The following is a 25,317-nucleotide window of genomic DNA, read 5'->3' on the forward strand; positions in this document are numbered from 1 at the left end:
CCTGCGGACCGTGCGGGGGCGGGGGCTGTCCCATCGGGGGTACCTCGTACTCCTGGTATCGGCGTATGTGCCCCGGGTCGTCCCGGGGACTTCAGTTCTATCCGACGCCGGGGACACGAAAAGAACACTCCTCCGCCGACCACCGGGCGTGGCCGTGACCGGCCCACCCGGCCTGTTCCGGCCACACGAGAACGACACCCGGGGTCCGCGGAACCCGCCCGCGCGCCCCCGAACCCGTCGACAATGGGAGTGTGAAAGGACGACTCCGCATCCATCTGGGTTCGGCACCCGGTGTCGGCACCACCCACCACGCCCTGGAAGAGGCCCGTCGGCGGGCCGAACGCGGCACCGACGTGGTGGTCGGCGCCGTGCACACCCACCACAGGACCGAGACCTCGGCCCTGCTGCGGGGTCTGGAGACCGTTCCCCCGCACGGATCGGGTTCGGTGGACACCGCGGCGGTCATCACCCGCGGGCCCGAACTCGTGGTCGTCGACGACCTGGCCAGGCCCAACGGCGCGGGATCCCCGAACCCCACCCGCTGGCAGGACGTGGAGGAGCTGCTGGCCGCCGGGATCGACGTCCTGTCCACGGTGGGCATCCACCAGCTGGAATCGCTGTACGACGTGGTCCACCGCATCACCGGGGTGTACACCGAGCACACCGTGCCGGACCGGGTGGTGCGAGCGGCGGCCGAGATCGAACTGGTCGACGTCACACCCCAGGAACTGCGCCGACGCATGGCCCACGGCGACCTGCACCCGGCCGAACGCGTGGACGCCGAGCTGGCCGACTACTACCGCGAGGGCAACCTCGCGGCCCTGCGGGAACTGGCGCTGCTGTGGACCGCCGACCGGGTGGAGGAAGGGCTGGCCCGCTACCGGGGAGAACACCAGATCCGGGACACCTGGGCCGCACGCGAACGGGTGGTGGTCGCGCTGACCGGCGGCCCCGAGGGCGAGACCCTCATCCGCCGCGCCGCCCGGGTCGCCGACCGCTCCAGCGGTGGCCGCCCCCAGCCCAGCGACCTGGTCGCGGTGCACGTGGTTCCGCCCAGCGGCCGAGGCGAGCGGCCCTCCGGCGACCTCCTGCTCCAGCGCCGGTTGTTGGCCGAACTGGGCGGCACCTACCACCAGGTGGTGGGGACGGACGTGCCCTCGGCACTGCTGGAGTTCGCCCGGGGCGCGAACGCCACGCAGATCGTGCTGGGCTCCTCGCGCAGGCGCACCTGGCAGTACGTGTTCGGGCCGGGCGTGGGCACCATCGTGGCACGCGAGTCCGGCGACATCGATGTGCACATCGTCACGCACGAGGAGGTGGGGGGCGGCCGGTGGCTGCTGCCCGCGCCGGGACGAGGGCTGAACGAGCACCGCCGGGTGTGGGGGTGGACGCTCGCGCTCATGGCCCCTCCCCTGGTCACCCTCATCCTCGCGCTGCCGTTCTTCGCCGAGATCGGCCCGGCCGCCGACCCCCTGTTCCTCCTGCTCATCACGGTGGCGACGGCGGCGGTGGGCGGCCTGCGCCCGGCGGTCGCCTCGGCGCTGTGGAGCGCGGTGCTGCTCACCGTGCTGTTGTCACCGTTGCACGGCCGCCCCTCGATGTCCTCCGACAACTTCCTGTCGATGGCGGTGTTCGTCCTGGTGGGTTCGTTGGTGGCGGTGATGGTGGAGATGGCGGCCCGCCGGTCGGCGCAGGCGGTGCGCGCACGGGCCGAGGCGGACGCCGTCGCGCTCCTGGCCTCCAGCGTTCTGGCCGGCAACGAGCCCCTGCAGGCGCTGTTGCGGCGGATCCGGGAGACCTTCGGGCAGCGTTCGGCGACCCTGCTGGAACGTGTGGACGACGGGGGCTGGCACCCGGTGCACAGTGTGGGGGCTCCCTCCTGTGAGTCCCCCGAGGACGCCGACGCGCTGGTGACCGTCTCCGACTCCATCGTGCTCGCGTTGCGCGGTCGGGTGCTGCCCGCCGCGGACCGTGGGGTGCTGGCCGCGTTCGCCACCCACGTGGGCATCACCCTGGAGCACCGCAAGCTGGCCTGGGACGTGGCCGAGGCGCGCGCCCAGGCCGCCGGCAACCGGATACGCACCGCGCTGCTCGCCGCGGTCTCCCATGACCTGCGCACCCCGTTGACCTCCATCAAGGCGAGCGTTTCCAGTCTGCGCGCCACCGACATCGAGCTGTCCGCCGAGGACCGCGCGGAGCTGCTCGAAACGGTGGAGGAGTCCACCGACCGGCTGGACCGGCTCATCGGCAACCTGTTGGACATGAGCCGGGTGCAGACCGACAGCGTGGTGCCGCGGATACGGGCGGTGGACCTCCACGAGGTGCTGCCGGCGACCCTGCTGGGGGTGCCGGGTGACGCGGTGCTGGTGGACGTGCCCGACGACCTGCCGCGGGTGCGCGTGGACGCGGGTCTGCTGGACCGGGCGGTCGCCAACGTGGTGACCAACGCGGTCCGTTACAACCCGCTCCCGGGCACGCCCGTGCTCGTGTCGGCCAGCGCCCACGGCGACAGCGTGCAACTGCGGGTGGTGGACCGGGGTCCGGGGGTGTCGGACGAGGCGAAACAGAGGATGTTCGAGGCCTTCCAGCGGCTGGGTGACGCGCCTCAGGGCACGGGTGTGGGCCTGGGACTGGCGGTGGCGCGTGGTTTCGTGGAGGCGATGCACGGTGACCTGAACGCCGAGGACACACCGGGCGGTGGGTTGACGATGGTGTTCACGCTGCGTGCGGCGGCGCCGGAGGACGAGGAAGACGAGAGGCGGGCCGATGCGGGTCCTGGTCGTTGACGACGACGTACAGATCATCCGGGCGATGCGGATCAACCTGCGGGCGCGGGGCTATGACGTGGACACCGCGGCGGACGGCGCGGGGGCGCTGCGGCTGGCCCGCGAGCACCTGCCCACGGTCGTGTTGTTGGACCTCGGGCTGCCGGACATGGAGGGCATGGAGGTCATCCGGCACCTGCGCGGTTGGACCCAGGTCCCCATCATCGTGCTGTCCGCACGGCACTCCGCCGGCGAGAAGGTGCGCTGCCTGGACCTGGGCGCGGACGACTACGTGACCAAGCCGTTCGGCATGGACGAGCTCCTGGCCCGCATGCGCGCGGCCGAACGCCGGGCCGTGCGTGTGGAGGAGGCCCCCGTGGTGCGGACCGCCTCCTTCGAGGTGGACCTGGGCGCCAAACGGGTGCTGCGCGAGGGCGAGGAGGTGCGGTTGACCCCGACGGAGTGGCACATCCTGGAGATCCTGGCCCGCAACTGCGGGCGTCTGGTGAGTCAGCGTCGACTGCTGCACGACGTGTGGGGACCCACGTACCAGAACGAGACCAACTACCTGCGGGTGTACATGGCGCAACTGCGTCGCAAGCTGGAACCGGATCCCTCGCACCCCCGGTACCTCATCACCGAGGCCGGCCGCGGCTACCGGTTCGAACGCGACGCCTGAACCCACGGCGGCGTGCGTCGCCGTGAACCCGTCGGAGGGGTCGGTGTCCCCGGGGCAGGGGTGGGCACGGGACCGGGTCGGAAGGCGGCACGGGGCCCCGGGGGGCGGCGGGTCCGGCGCACGCGGGTCAGACGGGGACCTCGCACAGGTGCATCAGCAGGTCGAGCTCCACCGAGCCGGTCTGACCACGGTTGACCTTGGCGACGGCCACACAGGGGGCGAAGGCCCGCACCCACTCCATCATCCGATCGCCGTCCACGCCCATGGCCCGGGAGAGCACGCCCACCCGGCGCTCCACTTCGGCGACGTCGGTCGCCTTCCACAGGGCCCAGTCGACCGCGTCCACGGCCCCGTCGCCCAGGCAGGCTCGGGGATCGACGACCACGAGCCCCCGGGGGCCACCGTCGATGACGTTGCCGGGGTGCAGGTCGCCGTGGAGCGGCACGATGTCGACGTCCCCGCCGGCCAGGTCGCGGGCCTTGGCGGAGGCGTGGTGCATCAGGGCGGCGGGGACGACCTCGGCGGCCGGCCCTTCGACGCGTTCGCGGTTCCACATGTCGAAGATGAACTGCACGCGCGCGGTGAGCGGTCGCAGTTCCCTGCGTTGTGCCGGGGTGATCTCCACCGCGTGCAGTTCGGCGATGAGACCGCCGATGGTCTCCATGGGCGGGAGCACACCCTTGGCGGCGATGGTCTCGCCGTCCACGCGCTCCATCAGAATGGCTCCGCGGTCGGCGTCGACGTCCCATACGTCGGGCACCCGACGGGTCCCGCGCCACAACCACAGGAGGTCGGCCTCGGCCACGACGAAGCCACTGTCCGGGGAGAGCTTGAGCACGCCCTCGGAGCCATCGGCACGGCGGACGCAGAGGACGACGGAGGTACGGCCGTGGGGCGCGGGGCCCTCCACGGTGAGTCGCCATTCGGCGGCGAGCTTCTCGACGACCGCCGGCAGCTCCGTCAGCCACTCGGCGACGTGGCTGCCGAAGCGCCGTTCCAGTCGACGGCGCTGCCGGTCATCGACGAACTGCGCTGTGACGTCGTTCATACATCCACCTTAGGTTCGCTCGCGTCGCCACCCTCGGAGTCCGGTCCCGTCGGGACCGGCGGACGGGGTGCTCGACCGGGGCCGTCCGCTCGGCGCCCGGGCCGGTCACGGGGCGTCCGCGCGCCGGCCGGCCTTCCGTCCCGTGTCGGAAGGGAACCTGCCCGGACCGTCGCCGCACCGCGAGGGTGTCGACACGGCAGCGGAGACCGCGCTGTGAGTGCGGGGAGTTCCCGCCTCTCAGGCACATACCCATCCTCGTGGTCGCGGTAACGACGTGTCCGGGGCTTCGTCGGCCCGACCTCGTCGTGGCCCATGCCCCGGTACGTCAGGAGAGGCGCCCCTTGGCGGCCCGGTGCTGGGCCAGCAGCGTGTCCACCACCAGATCGGACGGCCACAGGGGCGCCGTGATGGCGGTCGCGTCGAGACCGCGGAGCAGCTCGAAGTCGGGACCGTCCACCAGACGCCACGCGGCGACGGCGACGCGCTCGCGGCCGTCCCTGCGCAGCCGATCGACGGCGTCGAAGACGGACGGCGCCCACGTGCGCAGGTAACCGATCTGGACCGGCGAGGCGAGGCGTCGGCTCAACATGCGGGCCACGTCCATGACGACCTGGCGTTCCTCGGTGCCGGTGGTACCGTCCGCGGCCAGGACCACTCCGTCCTCGGGCTGCCGGCCGGAGTCGCCCAACCGCGCGGCCAGGTCGGCCACAATGGACGGGACCGCTCCCAGCGGGCTGGTCTGGCAGGAATTCTCCAGGCGGGCGAGGTCGAGCCGGGAGAACAGGTGCGCGCTCGCGACATCGCCCCCGGCGACATAGGCGGGCACCACCACCTTGGGACCGCGGACCGAACGGATCGTCGCCCTGACCTCCTCGGGACTTCCGAAAGCCGCGGTGACGGGCGCCTCACCTCTGTCGGCCACCGCTTCGGCCAGCCCGCGTAGGGCATCCCGGCGTTGAGCGTCGCGTGAATCATCGGCTACGAGGACCATCGTGGGGACCATGCACGGCTCCTTGGAATCGTTCTGTGATCTGCCGTTGCCCACCGAGCGTAAAGAGGTGCGGTTTCAGAGGGGTGCCCCAGTGTTACGCGAAGAAAAACAGCAGGCAATGGCTTTGATGGTTATCACCAGGGGAAGACTTGGTGAACCATAACAATCTCCAAAAAAAGACGTTCTGTCCACTTCTCAGAAAGTGGAACGCATCACGGTGCTCCGTCGCCGCAAGACGGCGAGCGGCCGACCATTCCCGACCATCGCTTCCCACCTGCGCATATTCATTCAGGAGAACGCGGCCGATGCGTCCACGCAGAAGGAGAATCCGTCGCACAACACACGTGAACGGGGCCGGAACCGCACACGACCACAACCCCGCCCGGCCTCTACAGAGAAATCCACCCAAGTCCGAGCAAATGCAAATGCACGGGGCGAATGCACGTGCCACGGAATGCGCACACGATTCTCACCTGCCGGCGAACCCGACCACGCTCGGTGTACGCTCCACCGCACCGACGGGTGGACAGCCGCCGGGAACCGCGGTCGCTTACCATGGCCCGAAACAACCCGTCAAGGGTGGGCACTCCCCCAGGCCCCGATACCCGCACACCACTTGACGTGGGGGGACAGGGTGCGGTTCCGGCACCATCACTTGCTAATCGGACCCGACCGCGACCACACTTGGAACCCGAGGGAGGACCCACGCGGGCCCCGACCGCCCCCGCGAGCACCTCCGCTCACGCGAGCCGACCGCACCGACCCGCGCACCGACGTCCCCCTCCACACAGACTCGCGACCGCAGAACCGTCCAGACTGGAGTGAGCATGGCCGTCCACCCGAGGGTGCAGACGCTGACCCAGGCCTTCCTCGCCAACGCCGACCAGGAGGCCCCCGGCCTCGTTCAGGGCCTCTACCTGACCGGCTCGGTCGCCCTCGGCGACTTCCGTCCGCACACCAGCGACGTCGACTTCGTGATCGTCACCGAACGCCACCTCGCCGACGACGACCTCGACACCCTGCGTCGCATCCACCACCGGACCCGGCACCAGGTGTCCGAACCGCAGTTCAACGGGATCCATCTCACGTGGGAGGAACTCGGGCGCGCCCCTGCCGAGTGCGGTCCCGTCCCCTCCGTGATCAACGGACGCTTCCGTTCCCGCGGCACCGCCGACGTCAACCCGGCCACATGGCACGTCCTGGCCGAACGCGGCGTCACCGTCCGCGGCCCCCACCCGGTCGAGCTCGACGTGTGGGACGAGCCCGAGAGCCTGCGCTCGTGGTCCCTGGGGTCCCTGGACGAACAGTGGCGCCGCTGGCGGGAGAAGGCCGGGCGTCTGGTCACCCCGCGCGGTCTGGCCGTGCTGGGCTCGCTCGCCCCGTCCTGGAGCGTGCTCAGCGTCAGCCGCCTGCACTTCACCCTCAAGACCGGTGAGATCACCTCCAAGTCCGGGGCCGGCGCCTACGCCCTGCACGCCTTCCCCGAACGGTGGCAGCGCATCGTCAACGAGTGCCTGCGCGTCCGCCGCGGCGCCCAGACCCCCTCGCTGTACGAGAGCGCGCTCGCCCGTCGCCGCGCCGCCCTGGACTACATCGAGATGGTCCTGGACGAGTCGCTGCGCCCCGGTCTGGCCACCTGAGCCACCGCTCCCTCGCGTTCCCTCCCGGCCGGCGACCCCGGCCCACGCGGAGACGGCACCCGATCCGCGGGGAACGCCACCCTCGGTCGAGCGAAAAGGCCCTAATCTGGGACGCATGACCATGCGCCCCATCGTCCGTTTCGGCGACCCAGTACTCGTCACCAAGACCGCACCCGTCACCACGTTCGACCAGCGCACGGAGAAGCTGGTGCGGGACCTGCTCGACACCGTCGACGCCCCCGGACGGGCCGGAGTGGCCGCCACCCAGATCGGGGTGGGTTCACGTGTCTTCAGCTACGCCGTCGAAGGGCGGGTGGGGTACGTGATCAACCCCGAGATCGTGGAACTGTCCGAGGAGCTCCAGGACTGTGACGAGGGTTGCCTGTCCATCCCCGGTCTCTGGTACGGGACCCGACGCGCCGCGCGGGCCGTGGTCCGGGGGGTGGACCTGCGCAACGCGCCGATCACCGTGGAGGGCACGGGGCTCATGGCGCAGTGCCTCCAGCACGAGACCGACCACCTGGAGGGCATGCTCTACATCGATCGGCTCTCCGCCGAGGACCGGAAGCGGGCGCTGCGCGACATCCGCCACTCGGACTGGTTCCTCCCCGCGGACCGGCCCGCTCCGACGACGTCGGTCCGTCTGCCGGGCGCGTTCGGCGGGATCGGCTAGGCCGGCTCTTCGGAGCCTCCCCGACGCCGTGGCCGGCGTTCGGGCGCCTCACGGCAAGGCCGGACCCGCGGTTCCCGCACCGAGGAACACCCCCGTGTCGGAGGTGCCGGCGCGTACGCGGAACACCCGTCCGGGCTGGAAGAGCCGCGTCCTTTCCGGGCCGCCGTGCTTCGACCCGTGGTCGACCGCCGGGTGGCCGGGGACCTTCGGCACCCCGGTGCGCGGACCTTCGACCTCGATCGACCCCCACGGGGTCGCTTCCGTCCCCGGGGTCCACGCCGAGGAACGGGCACGTGCCGTTCTGGTCGTGGGCCCCGGGTATCTTCGGACAGACCCCGCTCACTCCCCCACATCATCACGAGTCAACACACTGTGCAGATAACACCGAGATCTCGTATGGTCGGCCGCGGATCCTCCGCCCCTCCCGTGACGCAAGCAGGACCGTCGCCCAGGGCGTGACCGACGCGCTCGCACCATCGACGGAGCTGACATGACTTCCTCTCCTCAGAACGCCGCCTCCCGACGCGGCCTGCCCCTGGCCGCGGTCACCGTCGGCACCGCGACCCTCCTGAGCCTGTCCGGGGTGGCCCATGCCGACCCGGACGACCTGGACATCGACGAGCTGACCGCGCGGGCCGACGAGCTCGAGGAGACCTACGACGGCGAACTGCTCCAGTTCACCGAGATCAAGGACCGGGTGGACGAGGCCGAAGAGGTTCTCGTGGACCTGGAGGAGCGCCTGGAGAGCTCCCGCACGGGGGTGTCCGGCATCGCCGCGGCGCGGTACAAGAGCGACGGGTTCGACCCGGCGTTGCAGATCGTGTTCTCCAGCGAACCGGAGGACATGTTCGCGGACGCCGCGACCGTGACCTACCTGGGGGACAGCCAGGCCGAACAGATCAGCGACCTCATCGATCTGCGCGACGAACAGGCCGAGGTCACCGAGGAGCTCCAGGGAGAGCTGTCGGAGGCCTCCGACCTCATCGACACCCTGGAGGAGCAGCGCGAGGAGGTCGCGGACCGCATCGCCGAGTACGAGGAGGAGCAGGTCCCCGAGACCCCCGGCGACGGCAGCATCCCCGAGAGCGCGCAGGGCGGCGGTTGGGACCAGACCCAGCCGCGGATGGCGGCCATCCGCGACGAGATCATCATGGAGTTCGGCGCGCCCTTCCCCGTGGGTTGCTGGCGCCCCAGCGCCGACGACCACGGTGACGGCCGGGCCTGCGACTTCATGATGAGCGCCAACGGCGGGGCCCCCACGGAGGCCAACCGCCAGCTCGGCACGCAGATCGCCGACTACGGCATCGCCAACGCCGACCGGCTGGGCATCAAGTACATCATCTGGGAACAGCAGATCTGGCAGTCCACCTCACGCCAGTGGACGTACATGAACGACCGTGGTGACCTGACGCAGAACCACTACGACCACGTGCACGTCAGCTCCTACTGATCCTCGTGCTCACCGTCGCCCCCCGGCGGCCCTGACCGCCGCCGTTCACCGGGCGCGGCGCAGCGCCAGGGGGACGACGGCCACCAGGGCCACGGCGACCACGGCGAACGCCGGACCGTAGCCCAGCAGTTGGATGACCAGTCCCAACCCCACCGCGCCCGCTCCGGTGCCGGCGTCGTAGCCGATGTTCCACACGGCGCTGGCCCGGCCGTGACCGGTGGGGCCGGCCCGATCCAGCATCAGGGTGACGGTCTCGTTCTGCACGGCGCCGAAGCCCAGCCCGAACAGGGCGGCTCCGCACAGCACCAGCGCGGCCGTGGCCGGCCCCGGGGCGGCGTCGCCGAGACCCCACAGACCCGCGGTGATGAGGCCCATCCCCACAGCCCCCACCGTGGCCCCGGGGAGCAGGAGCATCGTGCGCCCGTAGCGGTCGAACATCACCCCGGCGGTCCAACGCCCGACCACCACCATCAGCGCGTACGCGGCCAGGAGCGCGCCGACCAACCAGGCCGCCCGTTCCAGGGGGATGGCGAGGAACGTGACGATCGCGCTCGCCCCGGAGGACAGCGCCAGCATGAGGATCAGAGGAGTGGCCAGGGCCACCCACAGGTGCGGTCCACGCAGGGCGGGCGTCGACGCGGTCGTGGTGTCGCCCGCGTTCCTCAGCGCGGCCCGGTTCCGGCCGCCGTCGGCGAACAGGATCCCCGAAGCCAACGCCGCCGCGACCACACCGCAGATCCCGGTGATCCAGAACGCCGTGTCGAAACCGAACCGCAGGGCCAGCGCCACACCACCCGGCAGGATGACGATCTGTGGGAGCCCCACGGCCAGCCCGTAGTAGCCGGTGGCACGACCCACCTGTGCGCGGTTCACGAGCCGGGCGGCCAGGGCGGTCCCGGCGACGGTGACCATACCGAACCCGATCCCGCGCACCGCGGAGATCGCGATGAGCGGGCCGAGGTCGCTGGTGAGCGCGAACAGCGGGGTGGGCAGGCCCATGATGAGCGCACCGACCGGGAAGGTCCACTGGTAACCGGCGGCTCTGTCCAGCAGCCAGGGCATGCCCAGCTGGGTGAGGACCGTCGTGAGCATGAAGGCGGCCGTGGTGGCACCCGCCCCGAACGCGCCGGCGCCCCCACGGGTGGCCCAGAGGGGGACGAGCGGCAGGACCGCGGCGAAACCGCAGAGGCCCACCGCCGTGGCCATGATGAGCAGGGCGAACCCACGCCCCTTCAACCCCGGGATGTCGGTGGGGGTGGAGGCGGTCCCGGAGGAGGCGATGGATCGGGTCATCCCTCCTTTGTACCGGCGCCGACACCCACTGTCGACGTGGGTCTTCCCGCCTCGGAGCGCACCCGTCGGGACCGCGATCACCCGGCCGCGTTCACGCCTCTTCGGTGACGGTCAGACGTTCGTCGAGCCACTCGCGCAACCGGGCCACCAGGTCCGCGCCGACCGCGCGTTCGGCGTGCCCCATGCCGGGGATGACCCACAGGTCCTTGGGCCGTCGGGCGGCGTCGTAGATGGCGGTGGCGTGCGCGACGGGGAAGTAGCCGTCGGAGTCACCGTGCACCACCAACAGCGGCACGGGGGCCACCGAACCGGCGATCTCACGGGGCTCGGCCGGGGTGGGGTTCCAGCGCTGGTCGGTGACACGAACCTTGCGGAACCGTCGCAGGAAGGCACGGCCCACGCTGCGGCGGATGCACAGGTTCAGGACGCGCATGGCCCGGGTGCCCCGGTAGTACCAGCGGCTGGGGCTGCTGATGGCCACCACGGCGTCGGTACCGCCGAAGATGGCGGCGTGCCGGATGGCCACGGCGGCGCCCATCGAGAAGCCCACGGCGGCGATACGGCCGTAGCCGAGGTCGCGCAGGTGACCCACCACGGCTTCGAGGTCGTGGATCTCGGCGTTGCCGACCGTGCTGTGGCCGCCGGAGCCGTGGTGCCCGCGGAAGTCGAAGGTCATGACGTCGCCGACGGACATCAGTCCCTCGGCGATGGCCCGGGTGTGCGGACTTCGATAGGTACCGGTGAACCCGTTGGCCAGGATCACCGCGGTGGTCCGGCGATCGGCGGCGCGCAACAGGACCGCGTCGATGCCCACCCCGTCCGAGGTGGTGAGACGGTAGCGGTGCTCACGGGGTTGCGCGATGGAGTGGTCGATGGCGTCGGACACCACTCCATCGTGCACGATCAGTCCCGGTGGCGGGTACCCCGCCCCGGTGTGTCGTCGCCGGGGCCGTAGGGATGATCACGAGGATCGAACCCGGGGTAGGGACGTTCGTCCGGCTCGCGACCATGGTCCGGGTAGGAAGGCGGATCGCCGTAGAGGAAGTCGCCCGGGGCGTGCCGCGGCTGCGCGGGCGGCTCCTGGGAGAACAGGTCACCGCCGGCACTGCCGTAAGGACCCGGGTGCCGAGGATCACCACCCTGCCCGTACGTGGGGTCGTGCGGTCCGGGCCACGTCGACGGGCCGGGTGCTCCGAAGGGCGGGGTCCCCTGGGGAGGGCCGGACGGCGGCCCGGAAGGCGGGGTGCCGAAGGGCGGCCCCTGGGGGCGCCCCGGCGGTGGACCCTGGGGTGGTGCGACGTGCGGGGGGTGCGGATACGGCCCACCGGGGGGTGCGCCCTGGAGCGGGCCCTGGGGCGGGGCACCGTGGGACGGTCCCGGATACGCACCCGCGGCAGGCGGACCCTGAGGCGGCGCGGTGTGCGACGGCCCCTGATACGGGCCCCCGGCAGGCGGGCCCTGCGGTGGGGTGCCGCGCGGCGGACCCTGACGCGGATCCCCGGGCGGCGGTCCCTGACGCGGGCCACCGGCGGGCGGACCCTGGAAAGGGTCCCCGGCAGGCGGGCCCTGCGGACCGGGCCACGCCGACGGACTCGGTCCGCCGAAGGGCGGTGTGCCCGAAGAAGGAGCGGACGGTGGCTCCTGGGAGGGCATGGCCCGTGTGGCGTCCGCGGGGCCGGGGGCGGCCTCCACCGAGGCGAACTCGCCGGTGCCCTCCTCCTCGTACTCGTCGTCGTCGTAGTAGTCGTCCTCGTCGTCGTAGCGGTCGTAGTCGTCGTAGCCGTCGTCACCGTCGCGGTCGTCGTACTCCTCGGCCTTGGCCAGCTCCGCGGCCGGTGGGAAGACGATCGAACGCAGGTTGAGGGCCACGTGCACGATGATCGGCACGACGAGGCTGCCCGTGCCCAGGTACAGAACGGTGAACAGGGTGCCGGAGAAGCCGGCGCTGAGCAGCCCCCACCAACCCTGGTAGACGTGGGCGACGGAGAACAGCACCACAGAGAGCACCGCGGCGATCCACAGCGGCACGTCCATGCTCGCGACCAGCACGATGAACAGGCCGCGGTAGAGCAGTTCGCCGAACACGCCGCCGGTGACCGCCATACCGGCCGCGAAGGCGCGTTCCTTGCGCGTGCGCGGCAGCAACAGGTGCTGGCGGTGACCGGGTTCGGGCAGCGTCATGGGCGCGGCGGGGCCACGGCGTCCGCGGTGACCGCGACGCCCCCGGCCCCCACTCGACTCGGTGCCGGCGTCGTCGTCCTTCCTCCCACGCTTGGACCCGACCCCCGGAAGCTTCGCCAGGGCGGGGTACCGGTCCGCGGTGGGCCTGCCGTTGACCAACAGCCAGAAGGCGGTGAGCGCCACCAGTCCGCCGAGGGCACCGCCCACCACCGGCCCCCAGGCGTCCGGGAACCGCAGTCCCAGGTCGACCGGGTGCAGTTCGGGCGAGGTGAGCACGACCGCCAACACGAGCAGGCCCCACAGGAGGTGGACGGCCATCGTGACGGCGTACAGCAGCTCCAGGGCACGCCCGTCACCCTCGCGGCGGGACAGCCACGCGAAGGCGCGTCGCCCGAGGAAGGGCTCACCGAACGCCGCGAAGAACAACAGCAGGATCGTCAGCAGCGTCCCGATGAGACTGAACTGGGGAAGAATCTCCGACCAAGGCACGGGGGACAGCCTAGAAGAACAACTCGGGTCATAGGGCCCCGAATCCTGACCCTGGGGATATCGACTGCGTGACCTCTTGTGATCACGGCCACGAACAGCGACCGTAGAAAGTGTCACAGGTCACACCCATGGTGATGGTCCTGGAGGCCACCACCCGGACGCCCGAAGGGCTGGGAAGCAGGGATGGCAGAGCGAACCGTAGCCGTACCCAGGGCCGACAGGCCCCAGAACATCCGCAACGTCGCACTGGTCGGACCGACCGGAGCGGGCAAGACGACTCTGGTCGAGGCACTGCTCCACGCCTCGGGTGAGATCCGACGCCTCGGAAACGTGGAAGAGGGCACCACCGTCAGCGACCACGACGAGGTCGAGGTCCGCCGGCACCGTTCCGTGAACCTCACCGTGAACCCGGTGATGGTGGACGGGGTGAAGGTGAACCTGCTGGACACCCCGGGGTACGCCGACTTCATCGGGCCCATGCGCGCCGGCCTGCGCGGCGCCGACGCCGCCCTCTTCGTGGTCTCCGCCCTGGACGGGGTGGACGGGCGCACCCGACTGCTGTGGGAGGAGTGCGCGGCCGTGGGCATGCCGCGCGCGGTGGCGGTCACCAAGATCGACCACCCGCGGGCCGACTTCGACGAGGTGGTCGCCCGGTGCCAGGAGACCTTCGGGTCGGGGGTGCACGCCGCCTACGTCCCGGCCTTCGAGGGAACGGGCGACCAACGCGCGCTCGTGGGCCTGTGGGGACTGGTCTCCGAGCGCTACTACGACTACTCCGACGGGGGCGGGGCCGACTCCGCCCCCGCCGCGCGTTCGGTGCCCGACCGACTCCGCGAGGTCGCGGGGTCGCTCCGCGCGACCCTGGTCGAGGAGGTCATCACCGAGAGCGAGGACGAAGCGCTCATGGAGCGCTACATGGAGGGCGGCGCGCTCGACCCGGACCTGCTCATCGCGGACCTGAAGCTGGCGGTGGCGGCGGGCGGTCTCCACCCGGTGCTGGCGCTGTCCCCGACCCGGGGCGTGGGGGTCCGCGAACTCCTGCGCGAACTCCCGTTGTCCTGCCCCGACCCGACCCGGCGTCCGTTCCCCGCCGTGGTCCGGCCCGACGGCCGCCCCATCGAGGGGCTGTCCTGCGACCCGGACGGCCCTCTGGTGGCCGAGGTGCTGAGCACGACCAGCGACCCCTACGTGGGCCGGGTGAGCCTGGTGCGCGTGTTCTCGGGCACCCTCACCCCGGACTCCGAGGTGCACCTGCACGGCCACGGGGTCGTCTCCGGCCTGGGCGCGTCGGACGTACTGGACCGCACCGGCGAGGAGGAGAGGGTCGGCTCGTTGTCGGTGCCGCTGGGACGCGAGGCACGACCGGTGGGCGAGGTGATCGCCGGTGACCTGTGCATGGTGTCCAAACTGCCCGCCGCCCGCACCGGGGACACCCTCTCCGCGCCGGATCGACCCCTGCGGGTGGCGCCGTGGGCCTTCCCCGAGCCGACGATGCCGGTGGCGCTCGCCGCCGCGTCCGCCTCCGACGAGGACAAGCTGTCGCAGGCGGTGGCCCGTCTGGTCGCCGAGGATCCGTCGCTGCGGGTCGAGGTCAACCCCGAGACCCATCAGATGGTGTTGTGGTGCCTGGGCGAGGCGCACCTGGACGCCGCCCTGGATCGTCTGGAGCACCGGTACGGGGTACGGGTGACCACCGGCGACATCCGCATCCCGCTCCGGGAGACCTTCACGGTGCCGGCCCAGGGCACGGGCCGCAACGTCAAGCAGAGCGGCGGCCATGGAGAGTTCGGGGTGTGCCGGATCCGGGTGGAACCGTTGGAGTCCGGGGCGGGCCTGGAGTTCGTCGACCGGATCGTGGGCGGTGTGGTGCCCCGCCAGTTCATTCCGTCCGTGGAGAAGGGCGTGCGCGCCCAGATGGCGGACGGTGTGGACGACGGGTATCCGCTCGTGGATCTCCGGGTGACCCTGTACGACGGCAAGGCGCACTCGGTGGACTCCTCCGACATGGCCTTCCAGAAGGCCGGACGCCTCGCCCTGCGCGACGCCGCCGCCTCCTGTGAGCGGGCCGTGCTGGAGCCGGTGGACAGCGTCACGGTGGAGGTCGACGAGGCCGACCTGGGCGCGGTGCTGAGCGACCTGTCCGCGCGGCGCGGCCGGGTGGTGGGCACCGAGGCCGCCAACGGCGGCCGGGTCGTCGTCAGGGCGGAGGTCCCGGAGCTGGAGATCGCGCGCTACGCCGTCGACCTGCGGTCGGTCTCCCACGGCACGGGGCTGTTCACCCGCGACTACCTGCGGCACGAGCGGCTGCCCGAGCACGTGGAGCACCGCATGGCCCGAGCCCGCGACGGGGACTGACGGGGTCCGTGGCGGGCCGTGCTCGGGCCCGCCGCGGGCGCCGTCCGGGCGGGGCACCGTGGTCGGAGGGCGTGCGGCCGGACCGGTCGGACGAGGGGGGTCGCCGGATGGTGTCACCGACCGCGCGCCGGGAGGTTCCGGCCGGACTGGCGCCCTCGGAGTGACACGGCGGCCTCCGGGGGCTCCGTCCCCGGCGGAGGCGCGCCCGCCTCACAGCACGCGGCCGGGGCGCGTCCGGTCGGCCAGGGCGGCGAACCGGAACGTGTTCACCGGGTGGCTGGAGAGCAGGTTGACCAACAGCACGAAGAACCCGGTGTCGGTGTGGGCCCGCCGGGCGATGTCGTCGAAGTCCACGTCGCGGTAGAGGTACTTGCCCGCCGCCAGGACCCGTAGGCCCGGCACGCCCTCGGGGCAGTACTCGTAGGCGTGGTTGTCGGCGGTGTACTCCTGGGCGCGCCCCAGAGTGCTGCCCACACCGGGGATGATGTTGGCGACCGACACCCCGAACTGTCGCCAGAACGAGGTGTGTCCGGCCGCGATGTGCCCGACCTCGTGGCCGATGACGAAGCGCAGGGCGTCCGGGTCACGGGCGCCCACCTCGAAGAGGTCGCTGTTGACGGCGACGTAGCGGCGGAACCCGTGGCCCGACGCGAACGCGTTGACCACGCCGTTGCCGAGCACCACGTAGGCGTCGGGGACCTGACGCATCCCGAACCGCGCGGCGGCCTCGACCACCATCCGGTGCGCCTCGGGGAACTGGTCCTCCGTGATGCGCACCCCGTTGACCCGCTGACGGGCGTACAACTGGCCGCGCACGAAGTAGACCAGCACGGGGATGCTCAACAGCAGCAGGGGCTCATTGGGGTCCCCCGACAGGGCGCGGCTCACGGCCCCCGCGATGGTGAACAGCGTCACCAGGACACATCCGATGAGAATGGACGTCTCCCGGTGATGCCGCAGGGACCGGCGCACACGGGGGTCACCCCATCGCCACGGGACGACCCCCACGCGCGGTCAGTACCGGTACTGCGTGTCGGGCAGGTCGTCGTCCGGTCCGGGCGGGGGCGCGTCGTGCGCTCCGCCCACCGGCGGCGGGCCACCGAAGGCCGGACCCGAGGGAGGACCGGAGGGCGGCGGGGGCGCCGTCTCCTCGTGCATGAGGGCCGCCATGTCGGCGGACAGGGTCGACTCGTCGCTCTTGCCGCCGGGCCACTCGTCCCCGTACTCCCGGTCCTGCTCGCCCATCACCGCACCCATGTCGGCGTCGGCGGTGGACTCCACGAGTGACTCACCCGGCGCGGGCCAGGAGGAGGCGAGGAAGGCGCTGTCGTAGGCGTCGTTGTCGTCGAACGACGTACCGGTCGCGGACGGTCCGGTGAGGGGGTCCCCGGTGCTCTCGACCGAGGACGGGACCGGGTCCGTGTAGGCCTCCTGCGGGCCCGACGGCACGAACTGGGGCCCGGACGGCGGGGTCCGGGTCCACGAGGGAAGGTCCTGCGGCCCCGAGGGCACGCTCAGGGGTTCGTCGGTCACCGGCTCCGGGAAACCGAAGGCCTCGGCCGGGTCGGTGGCGGCCAGGCTCGCGCCGCTTCCGGTGGCTGCGCCCGGGTCGGCGGTGTCGGTGGGCGCCGGCCCCGAGTAGGCGGGTCCGACCGGCACGACGGTGGGCGGCAGGCCGGGCGTCGACGGGTTCTTGTTCTCGCTGCCCAGGTAGGACAGGGCGGCCACGGTCAGCGCGGCGAGCCCGGCCCGGAGCGTGGGTTCGCGTGCCGGGGAGAAGAACGGCGAGTGGTTGCTGGGGACGTTGCCCATCTTCTCGTAGGGCGTGTCACCGGGGGCCGCCTCCCACACGTCGTGCGGGGTGGCGCCCACGAACCAGAACACGTACGGGATGGGCTGCGGGTCATCGGGCAGACCGAAGCGGCAGAAGTCCTCCGTGGCCGGGGAGGGATCCGGCAGGTGGATGACGTACTCCTCGCCGAAGTAGGCGAGGTGCGCCGCGGCGACGTCACCGGTGCTCGCCGGGTCGTTGTGGGTGACCCCGCTGCCCTGGAAGCGCTCGACCTCGGGCTCGCGTCCGGCGCCGGAGGCCGCGGCCTCGGCACGCACGATCCGACCGATGGCCTGCTCCAGCTGGTCCGAGACGTTCTCGTTGAGCGCCCGGGTGCTGATCTCGAGGTAGGCCTCGTCGGGGATGATGTTGGCCTTGGTCCCGGCCTGGATCCGACCGACGGTGAGGACGGCCATCTCGCTCGGGCTGATCTCGCGGGAGACCACGCCCTGGAGTCGGCTGACGATGTTGGCGGCGATGAGCACCGGGTCGACGGTGGTGTGCGGCTGGGAGGCGTGACCGCCCTCGCCGTGGATGCGCACGCGGTAGGCGTTGGCGGCACCGAGGATGATGCCGGCCCGGTGCGAGATGAGCCCGGCGGGCTGAGAGCCCAGGTGCTGGGCGAGGATGACGTCGGGGCGCCCGAACCGGTCGAACAGGCCGTCGTCGATCATTCCCTGGGCGCCGTCGAGGGTCTCCTCGCCGGGCTGGGCCACGATCATGATCGTGCCGGCCCACTCCTGGCGGGTCTCCGACAGCAGATCCGCGACGCCGACCAGACACGCGGTGTGCGCGTCGTGGCCACAGGCGTGCATGACGGGGACCTCGACGCCGTCGGCGTCCACCGCGGTGGCCGTGCTGGCGTAGGGAAGTCCGGTCTTCTCCTCCAGGGGGAGCGCGTCCATGTCGGCGCGCAGCATCACCGTGGGGCCGGGACCATTGCGCAGGATGCCGACCACACCGGTGCCGCCGACGCCCTTGTGGACCTCGTAGCCGGTGCGGGTCAGCCACTCCGCGACGATGTTCGCGGTGCGCTGTTCGGAGTGCGAGAGCTCCGGGTTCTTGTGCAGGTCGACGTAGACACCCTCCACGAGCGGGAAGATCTCGTCGAGAAGCCTCATGACCACGCTTCCGTGCTGAGCGGCACGGTTGGGATCCACCGCGTGCGGCACGGTTTCCACCGCCTTCTTCGTTCTCGTCCGGGCGGAGACTGCAAGGGGAACAGCCGCCTCCGAGCACCTTATCTTCGCGAGCGTCGCGCGTTCACACCGACGCGTGCGGTCCACAGGTCGGATGATGGGGAGGACGAGCGCATCACCGTGTGCCATGGGTTAGGGTCTGCACACGGTAAGCCATCTCCGAGGCGACCTCACGCGGGCTCGCCGGAGCCCCGCACGCCCCGCCACCCGGGGCGAGAGCGTTCTGTGAGCTATGACCGGATTTGCGCGAACCACTGGCGATCCCCGTTATGTCTCAGTAAGGTAACGCTCCATGTTCGCCGACAGGAGACTCCGGTACCCCCCGACCGCGCCACGCGGCACCGGATCGACCGGTCCACCGCCACCGCCCGGCGGTCCCACTCCGCTCCCCTGACCCACGAAGCCCGGGGCGACGCAGCACACGCCCCACAAACCCGCACGACGGAGTCCCGAGTGGCCTCATCCCTGACCAGTCCGATGACCCCACGAGCAAAGGACGAGCGCGACGTGAGCGCCACCCCCGCGCACAGCGACGCGTCGACAGGCGCACCGGGCCGCGACGCCCGCCTGGACAACGCCAAGTTCATCCTGATCGCGCTGGTCGTCATCGGCCACGCGATCGAACCGCTCACCGATTACGGGCCCACCAGTGCCCTCTATTACTGGATCTACTTCTTCCACATGCCCGCGTTCATCATGATCAGCGGCTACCTCTCCCGGTCCTTCGACGGCTCGTCGACCCGGGTGGAGAAGCTGGTGCTCTCGATCGCGGTGCCCTACCTCATCTTCTGGGGGCTGCACCAGGCGTTCTACGCGGTGGAGCGCGGCGGGCTGCCCGACTCCCTGTCGATCCTCAAGCCCACCTGGACCCTGTGGTTCCTGGTCGCGCTCTTCGTGTGGCGTCTCACCGTTCCGGTGTGGAAGCGTCTGCGCTGGCCCGTGGCGATCGCGCTCGTCATCTCGCTCTTCGCCACGACCACCGACCTGGGGACCACTCTGTCCGTGGGGCGGGTGCTCAGCTTCCTGCCCTTCTTCGTGCTCGGGCTCAGTCTGCGCCGTGAACACTTCGCCCACCTGGACCGGCTCTGGGTCCGGGTCGGCGCCGTCGTGGTACTGACCACCACCGCCGTGCTGTCGGTGCCGATCTCCGACCGGCTCAGCCGGGACTGGTTGTTCTGGCGGGACAGCCTCACCGACCGCGACATCGACCCGCTCATGCCGAGCATCGGCATCCGCCTGGCCTTCATGGGCATCGCCCTGGCGATGACCGTCGCCGTACTGGCGCTCACGCCCAAGCGTCGGACCTGGTTCACGTCGCTCGGCGCCTACACGCTGTTCGTGTACCTGGGGCACTCGGTGATCCTGCTCGTGCTCAAGGCGTCCCCCTGGTACGACGCGATGAACGGCGCGATCGGGCTGGCCGCCACGATCGCCCTGGGCGCCGCGATCACGCTGGCACTGTGCAGCGCCTGGGTGCGCAAGGGCCTGCAGTGGGCCGTCGAGCCACAGGCGACCTGGTTCCTGCGCCAGGACGACCAGGGGCTGGCCCACAAGCGGGCGGAGGCACGGCGGGCGGAGGACGAACCGCCGGCGAAACCCAGCGGGGCCTCCGCGTAGGTCGTGTCCTGCCGGCTCTCCGCCGCGCCTCGACCGTGCTCGGGCACCTGAAGGCGGAGTGGGGATCTTCGGCACCCGAACGGCACACCACCCGCGGTCCCGCGCTCCGTGCCCGGACGAAGGGCACCGGGCACGGAGGGGAAACGACGAGGAGGGGCGGTCCGCATCGATGCGGACCGCCCCTCCTCGGTCAGCCACCGGTACCGGAGCCGGCCGGCGGGGCCGCGGCGAGCTCGCGGCGACGTACCTCGAAGCGGCGCGACTCCTTCCACAGGCGGAGCACGAGGACGACCTCGAAGAAGGCCAGCGCCAGGACGGAGAAGACCGCGACCGGGATGATGAGGCTGTTCAACGGGGTGAAGAAGGCCACCACCACCGTGATCGGGGCGACCACGCACAGGAACATCTCGAACTCGATGCCGCTGAACAGGTGCGGGCGTACCCGGCGTCGCAGCAGCGCGTTGCGCACGCGCGGGTACAGACCCTTGGCAGGCGCGGGGTTCGCCTTCTCCGGAGCGTCCGCGGACTCGTCGTCCTCCGGGTCGGCGGCCGGGGCGCTGACCGCCTCGTCCCGCAGCCGGTCGGTGTCGCCGGAGGCGACCGCCAGGGCCTGCTTCATGGACTTGCGGGTCTTGGCCACCTGCGAGCCGTTGAGGTAGCGCAGCAGGTCGAAGAAGACCAGGACCGGCGCGACGATCAGGTAGGCGGCGTCGCCGGTGATCACCCACTGCCCGATCAGCAGGGCCATCACGCAGCCGAAGAACCGGATCCGGTCGAAGACGAAGTCGACCCAGGAACCGAAGACCGAACCGTTGCCCTTGAGACGGGCGATCTTGCCGTCCATGCAGTCGAGCACGAAGCTCAGGTGGAACAGCAGGGCCCCGGCCACCAGCCAGGCCCACCCGGCGGCACCGGCCCACACCGGGGCCACGAAGCACAGGGCCGAGAGCAGTCCCAGCACACCGGCGCCCAGCGTCAGCTGGTTCGGGGTGATGTTGGTGCGGTTCGCCGTCCACACCACCAGCCGGCCGGCCAGGGGATCGACCAGGAAGACCGTCCACCAGGCGTCCTTCGCCTTGTAGGTCTCTTCCTTGACTTGCGCGAGAGTGAAACGCGACATTCGGGAGTTCTCCTGGAGGGCGCCGTCTCCCCCGTACCCGCGGTTCACGGCGTCGTGCCGCCGAATGAGGGCATGGGTCGGGCCCCGAGTAGAGGCGGGAATCGAGTCATCATGCCAGACGGGGGTATCTCCAAGGTAATCGGTGACGGCATAATTGACCGGTAAGAGGGGGATCAACAGGGTGCCGTCGAGGCGAATCGGCGGAATGGTCCACCCCCTTCGGTCTCGACCGAGGTAGAGGCATTGCGTTTTCTCAACGACCAGGTCCCCAGCCAGGACCTGACCTACAGCGACGTGTTCATGGTCCCGGGCCGCAGCGCCGTGGGCTCCCGACTCAGCGTGGACCTGTCCTCGCCCGACGGAACGGGCACCACCATCCCGCTGGTCGTGGCCAACATGACCGCCGTCGCCGGACGACGGATGGCGGAGACCATCGCCCGCCGTGGCGGCATCACCGTCGTCCCGCAGGACATCCCCTTCGAGGTGGTGTCCGACGTCATCGCCTGGACCAAGCAGCGCGACCTGGTCTACGACACCGCCATCACCCTCAACCCGACGAGCACCGTCGGCGAGGCGCTCAACCTTCTGCCCAAGCGGGCGCACAACGCCGTCATCGTCATCGACGACGACCGCCGTCCCCTCGGTGTGGTCACCGAGGCCGACTGCGCGGGTGTCGACCGCTTCGCGCAGTTGCACGACGTCATGTCCACCGAACTGCTGACCATCCCCGCGGGCACCGAACCCCGTGAGGCCTTCGGCATACTGCACGACTTCCGGCACCGTCTGGCGCCCGTCGTGGACACGCAGGGCGCCCTGGTGGGCGTGCTCACCCGCACCGGCGCGCTGCGCTCGACCCTGTACACCCCGGCCGTGGACCCGCGGAACCGGCTGCGCGTGGCCGCCGCCGTGGGCATCAACGGCGACGTGGCCGGCAAGGCCTCCGAGTTGTTGGCCGCCGGGGTGGACACGCTGGTGATCGACACCGCGCACGGTCACCAGGAGAAGATGATCGCGGCGATCGAGAAGGTCCGCGCCCTGGCGCCGGACGTCCCCATCGTCGCGGGCAACATCGTGACCGCGCAGGGCACCCGGGACCTCATCGAGGCCGGGGCCGACATCGTCAAGGTCGGTGTGGGACCGGGCGCGATGTGCACCACGCGGATGATGACCGCGGTGGGCCGCCCGCAGTTCTCGGCCGTCCTGGAGTGCGCGGCCGCCGCCCGTGAGCTGGGCGGACACGTGTGGGCCGACGGTGGGGTGCGGCACCCGCGCGACGTCGCCCTCGCCCTGGCCGCGGGCGCCTCCAACGTCATGGTGGGGTCGTGGTTCGCCGGTACCTACGAGTCGCCGGGCGACGTCATGCGCGACGCGCAGGGCCGCCAGTACAAGGAGAGCTTCGGGATGGCCTCGGCCCGCGCGGTGCGGCTGCGCACCGCCGAGGACTCCCCCTTCGAACGGGCCCGCAAGGCGCTGTTCGAGGAGGGCATCTCCACCGGCCGCATGTACCTGGAGGCCGAGCGTCCGGGCGTGGAGGACCTCATCGACCAGATCATCGCGGGGGTGCGCAGCTCCATGACGTACGCGGGCGCCACCTCGCTGGCGGAGTTCCACGAGCGGGCCGTGGTGGGCGTGCAGAGCGCCGCCGGTTACAACGAGGGCCGTCCGGTGGAGAACGGCTGGTGACGTAGGCCGACCGGAGACGATGACGGGGAGGGGCCCGACGGCCCCTCCCCTGTCGCGTGTTCGGGGTGGATCGCCCCGTACCCCTGGACACCCGCTGCGGGTCAGTCCCCCGTCGCGGCGTTCCTCGCCTCGTGCTCCTTGCGGTACCGCCCGCACAGACGGTCGGCGTGCCGGATGGGTTCGGGGATCCGGTAGTCGGGCGACACCCGCAGGACGAGGTCGGCGGCCCCGGCCAGGTCCACCCGATGGCCGACGGAGACGTAGACCGGCCGGGTCCGGGCGCGGGTGCGCAGCGTGCGGCCGATCACCTCGGCCCCCTCGTCGGCCAGGGACGTGGTGTCCTCGACGAGCTCGGAGCGTCCCGCCACCATCGGGGTCCAGGAGCCGCGTTCCTCGCCCGGCATCGCGTTGCGGCCGTAGAGCACCGTCTTGGCGGAGCCGATCACCCGTGCGTCGATGAGGACCCCCAGGTGACTGGCGATCCCGAAACGGCGTGGGTGGGCCACACCGAAGCCGTCGCTGACGAACACGTCGGGGGTGACGGACAGCCCCTCGATGGCCTTGAGGACCGGGGGCAGCTCACGGAAGGCGAACAGCCCCGAGACGTAGGGGAACGCGGGTGTGTCGGCGACCAGGGAGGTGTCGACGACCTCCAGGGTGCGGGCGTCGAGGACCACCGCGGCCGCGGCGAGTTCGGTGTCGCCCACCCCGTAGCTGACGTCGAGCCCGCACACCAGCTCCACGGCGTCGGCGTCCAGGGGTTCGACCCGCACGCGGTCGGCGAGCAACCGTTGCCGGGCCACGGCCTCCTTGGGGTCGTCCGGCCAGTTCTCCGGATCCTCCAGTGCCCGGGCCGCGCGTTCGGCGATCTGTGTCATCGTCCCCCACCGTCTCCGACTCGACCTGCCACGCGCAGTCTAGGGCCTGCCGGTCGGGTCCCCAGGGTGTCCCGCGCACGCCCACCCCCGCACAGACCCCCGAATCACGAGGGGGTGTGCGTTCGGGCGCCGGCGGGCCCTGCTCTCCGAAAACCCGTGGAGGTGCCGGAGGTGGGATTGCGAGAAACGATCCCTCCCACCGCAGGACCCGAAGGTTCCCGCCGTGCCGTGGGGCGCCCGAACACGGGCCGAAGCGCAGCGGAGGCCCAAAGAGAGCAGGGCTTCGGGCGCCGGCGGGCCCTGATCTCCGAAAACCCGTGGAGGTGCCGGAGGTGGGATCGCGAGAAACGATCCCTCCCACCGCAGGACCCGAAGGTTCCCGCCGTGCCGTCAGGCGCCCGAACACGGGCCGAAGCGCAGCGGGGCCCACAGCCAACACGAGCACGACCCGAACCGTCTTCAGCGGGCGGAGGGTGCGACCGTGAAGGACGCGCCGTTGGCGGGAACACCCACACCGGTCCAGGTGAAGGGCAGTCCCCCGGCGCGGTTGAGGTCGGGGTGGTCCATGAGCTGAAAGTGCAGGTGTGGTTCGGAGGAGTTGCCGGAGTTGCCACATTCCCCGATCGGCTGACCGGCGACGACACGGTCGCCCTCCCGAACGGCGATCGACCCCTTCCTGATGTGGGCGTAGGCGGCGTGGACACCACCGCCCAGATCCAGGATCACGTGGTTGCCGAAGATCCGCCGGGGCCCCGCCAGGGAACGGACGACACCCTCCGCGTACAGGTAGACCAGGCCCGGATAGGAACCACGGCTGCGATGGTCGCGCTGCCCGTCGGAGACGCGCACGACGGTGGCGTCGGCCACCGCCACGAGCGGCGCGCCGAACGAGGGGAAGTCCGTGGCCGGGCGCATGACCGGCCACCACCCGTCGACGATCGGCCGTCCGGAGTCGATGAGGATGTCGATCGCGAAGGTCTGGCCGAGGGAGTGCACGCCGTGGCTGGGCACCTTGTCGGCCGGACCGTTCAGCCCCGTCCAGGTGCCCTCGACGGGCGGACCCACCTCGATGGCCGGTGGCGCGGGGCTTCGGGCCGCCCTGCGGGCGGCGAGCAGACCGCACACGAGCGCGACCACGTAGAGGACCGCCGCCGGGAGGGCGACGAGGCCTCCCGCGTAGGCGGGGATGGGCGCCCCCAGCATCGACCCGACGACCAGGACCAGCACCACGAGGATGAGGAACAGGAAGATCCTCATCAGTCGGTCGGCGATGACGCGCAGACCCGTTCCTTCCATGACCCCTCCTCGGTGTCGTGACCACCTCCAAGATTACGCAATTACGTATTTATTGCAAGAGCAACCGCGACCGCGCAAGGAGAGCGTCGAATCCGACCGCGGATCCCCCCTCTCGCGGAAGCGCCTCGT

The 25,317-nt window shown here is 71.2% G+C and carries 18 protein-coding genes; 8 read left to right on the forward strand and 10 right to left on the reverse strand.

Annotated elements, in window-relative coordinates:
• Positions 1-251: 251 nt before the first annotated feature.
• A complete protein-coding gene (locus tag DSY14_RS17995; RefSeq protein ID WP_211717746.1) occupies positions 252-2,786 on the forward strand; it encodes an ATP-binding protein in 2,535 nt (844 codons plus the stop codon).
• Positions 2,767-3,444: a response regulator gene (locus DSY14_RS18000; protein ID WP_211717747.1), complete on the forward strand. Its 678-nt coding sequence runs from the start codon at positions 2,767-2,769 to the stop codon at positions 3,442-3,444. Before DSY14_RS17995 ends, DSY14_RS18000 begins: the two co-directional genes overlap by 20 nt.
• Positions 3,445-3,571: 127 nt before the next feature.
• Here DSY14_RS18000 and DSY14_RS18005 read toward each other — a convergent pair whose 3' ends face one another.
• Positions 3,572-4,492, reverse strand: a complete 921-nt coding sequence (locus DSY14_RS18005) for an aminoglycoside phosphotransferase family protein (protein ID WP_211717748.1) — start codon at positions 4,490-4,492, stop codon at positions 3,572-3,574.
• Between the two features lie 325 nt (positions 4,493-4,817).
• Positions 4,818-5,495 carry a sirohydrochlorin chelatase gene (locus DSY14_RS18010; protein WP_211717749.1) on the reverse strand — a complete coding sequence of 226 codons (678 nt, stop codon included), beginning with the start codon at positions 5,493-5,495 and terminating at the stop codon, positions 4,818-4,820.
• Positions 5,496-6,310: 815 nt separating this feature from the next.
• On the opposite strand from DSY14_RS18010, the gene DSY14_RS18015 reads away from it, so the two are divergent.
• From DSY14_RS18015 to DSY14_RS18025, 3 genes are all read left to right on the forward strand, one after another.
• On the forward strand, positions 6,311-7,123 hold the full coding sequence (locus DSY14_RS18015; RefSeq protein ID WP_211717750.1) for an aminoglycoside adenylyltransferase domain-containing protein: 813 nt from the start codon (positions 6,311-6,313) through the stop codon (positions 7,121-7,123).
• Between the two features lie 115 nt (positions 7,124-7,238).
• Complete coding sequence (gene def / locus DSY14_RS18020; RefSeq protein WP_211717751.1) at positions 7,239-7,796, forward strand: peptide deformylase; 558 nt, start codon at positions 7,239-7,241, stop codon at positions 7,794-7,796.
• Positions 7,797-8,286: 490 nt separating this feature from the next.
• The gene (locus tag DSY14_RS18025; RefSeq protein ID WP_211717752.1) at positions 8,287-9,246 is read left to right on the forward strand and encodes a hypothetical protein; all 960 of its coding nucleotides are present in this window, start codon (positions 8,287-8,289) and stop codon (positions 9,244-9,246) included.
• 45 nt (positions 9,247-9,291) lie between these two features.
• Here DSY14_RS18025 and DSY14_RS18030 read toward each other — a convergent pair whose 3' ends face one another.
• From DSY14_RS18030 to DSY14_RS18040, 3 genes are all read right to left on the reverse strand, one after another.
• Entirely contained in the window at positions 9,292-10,539 is a 1,248-nt protein-coding gene (locus DSY14_RS18030; RefSeq protein WP_211717753.1) for an MFS transporter, read from the reverse strand.
• A 91-nt stretch (positions 10,540-10,630) separates the two neighbouring features.
• Complete coding sequence (locus DSY14_RS18035) at positions 10,631-11,425, reverse strand: alpha/beta hydrolase (protein ID WP_211717754.1); 795 nt, start codon at positions 11,423-11,425, stop codon at positions 10,631-10,633.
• Between the two features lie 17 nt (positions 11,426-11,442).
• Positions 11,443-13,209: a type II CAAX prenyl endopeptidase Rce1 family protein gene (locus tag DSY14_RS18040; RefSeq protein ID WP_211717755.1), complete on the reverse strand. Its 1,767-nt coding sequence runs from the start codon at positions 13,207-13,209 to the stop codon at positions 11,443-11,445.
• A gap of 183 nt (positions 13,210-13,392) precedes the next feature.
• Here DSY14_RS18040 and DSY14_RS18045 point away from each other — a divergent pair, with 183 nt between their 5' ends.
• Complete coding sequence (locus tag DSY14_RS18045) at positions 13,393-15,564, forward strand: elongation factor G-like protein EF-G2 (RefSeq protein ID WP_211717756.1); 2,172 nt, start codon at positions 13,393-13,395, stop codon at positions 15,562-15,564.
• A 210-nt stretch (positions 15,565-15,774) separates the two neighbouring features.
• On the opposite strand, the gene DSY14_RS18050 is transcribed toward DSY14_RS18045, so the two are convergent.
• Entirely contained in the window at positions 15,775-16,536 is a 762-nt protein-coding gene (locus tag DSY14_RS18050; RefSeq protein WP_211717757.1) for a M48 family metallopeptidase, read from the reverse strand.
• Between the two features lie 42 nt (positions 16,537-16,578).
• On the reverse strand, positions 16,579-18,576 hold the full coding sequence (locus tag DSY14_RS18055; protein ID WP_211717758.1) for an amidohydrolase: 1,998 nt from the start codon (positions 18,574-18,576) through the stop codon (positions 16,579-16,581).
• A 525-nt stretch (positions 18,577-19,101) separates the two neighbouring features.
• Here DSY14_RS18055 and DSY14_RS18060 point away from each other — a divergent pair.
• Positions 19,102-20,211, forward strand: a complete 1,110-nt coding sequence (locus tag DSY14_RS18060; RefSeq protein ID WP_374224022.1) for an acyltransferase family protein — start codon at positions 19,102-19,104, stop codon at positions 20,209-20,211.
• A gap of 190 nt (positions 20,212-20,401) precedes the next feature.
• On the opposite strand, the gene DSY14_RS18065 is transcribed toward DSY14_RS18060, so the two are convergent.
• On the reverse strand, positions 20,402-21,331 hold the full coding sequence (locus tag DSY14_RS18065; protein WP_211717760.1) for a CDP-alcohol phosphatidyltransferase family protein: 930 nt from the start codon (positions 21,329-21,331) through the stop codon (positions 20,402-20,404).
• 243 nt (positions 21,332-21,574) lie between these two features.
• Between DSY14_RS18065 and DSY14_RS18070 the strand changes: the two genes are divergently transcribed.
• On the forward strand, positions 21,575-23,014 hold the full coding sequence (locus DSY14_RS18070; RefSeq protein WP_211717761.1) for a GuaB1 family IMP dehydrogenase-related protein: 1,440 nt from the start codon (positions 21,575-21,577) through the stop codon (positions 23,012-23,014).
• 101 nt (positions 23,015-23,115) lie between these two features.
• Here DSY14_RS18070 and DSY14_RS18075 read toward each other — a convergent pair whose 3' ends face one another.
• Both DSY14_RS18075 and DSY14_RS18080 read right to left on the reverse strand, forming a co-directional pair.
• On the reverse strand, positions 23,116-23,892 hold the full coding sequence (locus DSY14_RS18075) for an endonuclease V (RefSeq protein WP_211717762.1): 777 nt from the start codon (positions 23,890-23,892) through the stop codon (positions 23,116-23,118).
• Positions 23,893-24,351: 459 nt separating this feature from the next.
• Positions 24,352-25,188 carry a murein hydrolase activator EnvC gene (locus DSY14_RS18080; RefSeq protein WP_249188077.1) on the reverse strand — a complete coding sequence of 279 codons (837 nt, stop codon included), beginning with the start codon at positions 25,186-25,188 and terminating at the stop codon, positions 24,352-24,354.
• Positions 25,189-25,317: the final 129 nt, after the last annotated feature.

Source organism: Nocardiopsis sp. MG754419, from assembly GCF_018207095.1.
Classification (GTDB): domain Bacteria; phylum Actinomycetota; class Actinomycetes; order Streptosporangiales; family Streptosporangiaceae; genus Nocardiopsis.

What these genes read in the sequence shown, in the direction of transcription:
- DSY14_RS18000 (WP_211717747.1), top strand. Translation starts at nt 2,767, where the DNA reads ATGCGGGTCCTGGTCGTTGACGACGACGTACAGATCATCCGGGCGATG.
- DSY14_RS18005 (WP_211717748.1), bottom strand. Translation starts at nt 4,492, where the DNA reads ATGAACGACGTCACAGCGCAGTTCGTCGATGACCGGCAGCGCCGTCGA.
- DSY14_RS18010 (WP_211717749.1), bottom strand. Translation starts at nt 5,495, where the DNA reads ATGGTCCCCACGATGGTCCTCGTAGCCGATGATTCACGCGACGCTCAA.
- DSY14_RS18015 (WP_211717750.1), top strand. Translation starts at nt 6,311, where the DNA reads ATGGCCGTCCACCCGAGGGTGCAGACGCTGACCCAGGCCTTCCTCGCC.
- def (WP_211717751.1), top strand. Translation starts at nt 7,239, where the DNA reads ATGACCATGCGCCCCATCGTCCGTTTCGGCGACCCAGTACTCGTCACC.
- DSY14_RS18025 (WP_211717752.1), top strand. Translation starts at nt 8,287, where the DNA reads ATGACTTCCTCTCCTCAGAACGCCGCCTCCCGACGCGGCCTGCCCCTG.
- DSY14_RS18030 (WP_211717753.1), bottom strand. Translation starts at nt 10,539, where the DNA reads ATGACCCGATCCATCGCCTCCTCCGGGACCGCCTCCACCCCCACCGAC.
- DSY14_RS18045 (WP_211717756.1), top strand. Translation starts at nt 13,393, where the DNA reads ATGGCAGAGCGAACCGTAGCCGTACCCAGGGCCGACAGGCCCCAGAAC.
- DSY14_RS18065 (WP_211717760.1), bottom strand. Translation starts at nt 21,331, where the DNA reads ATGTCGCGTTTCACTCTCGCGCAAGTCAAGGAAGAGACCTACAAGGCG.
- DSY14_RS18075 (WP_211717762.1), bottom strand. Translation starts at nt 23,892, where the DNA reads ATGACACAGATCGCCGAACGCGCGGCCCGGGCACTGGAGGATCCGGAG.
- DSY14_RS18080 (WP_249188077.1), bottom strand. Translation starts at nt 25,188, where the DNA reads ATGGAAGGAACGGGTCTGCGCGTCATCGCCGACCGACTGATGAGGATC.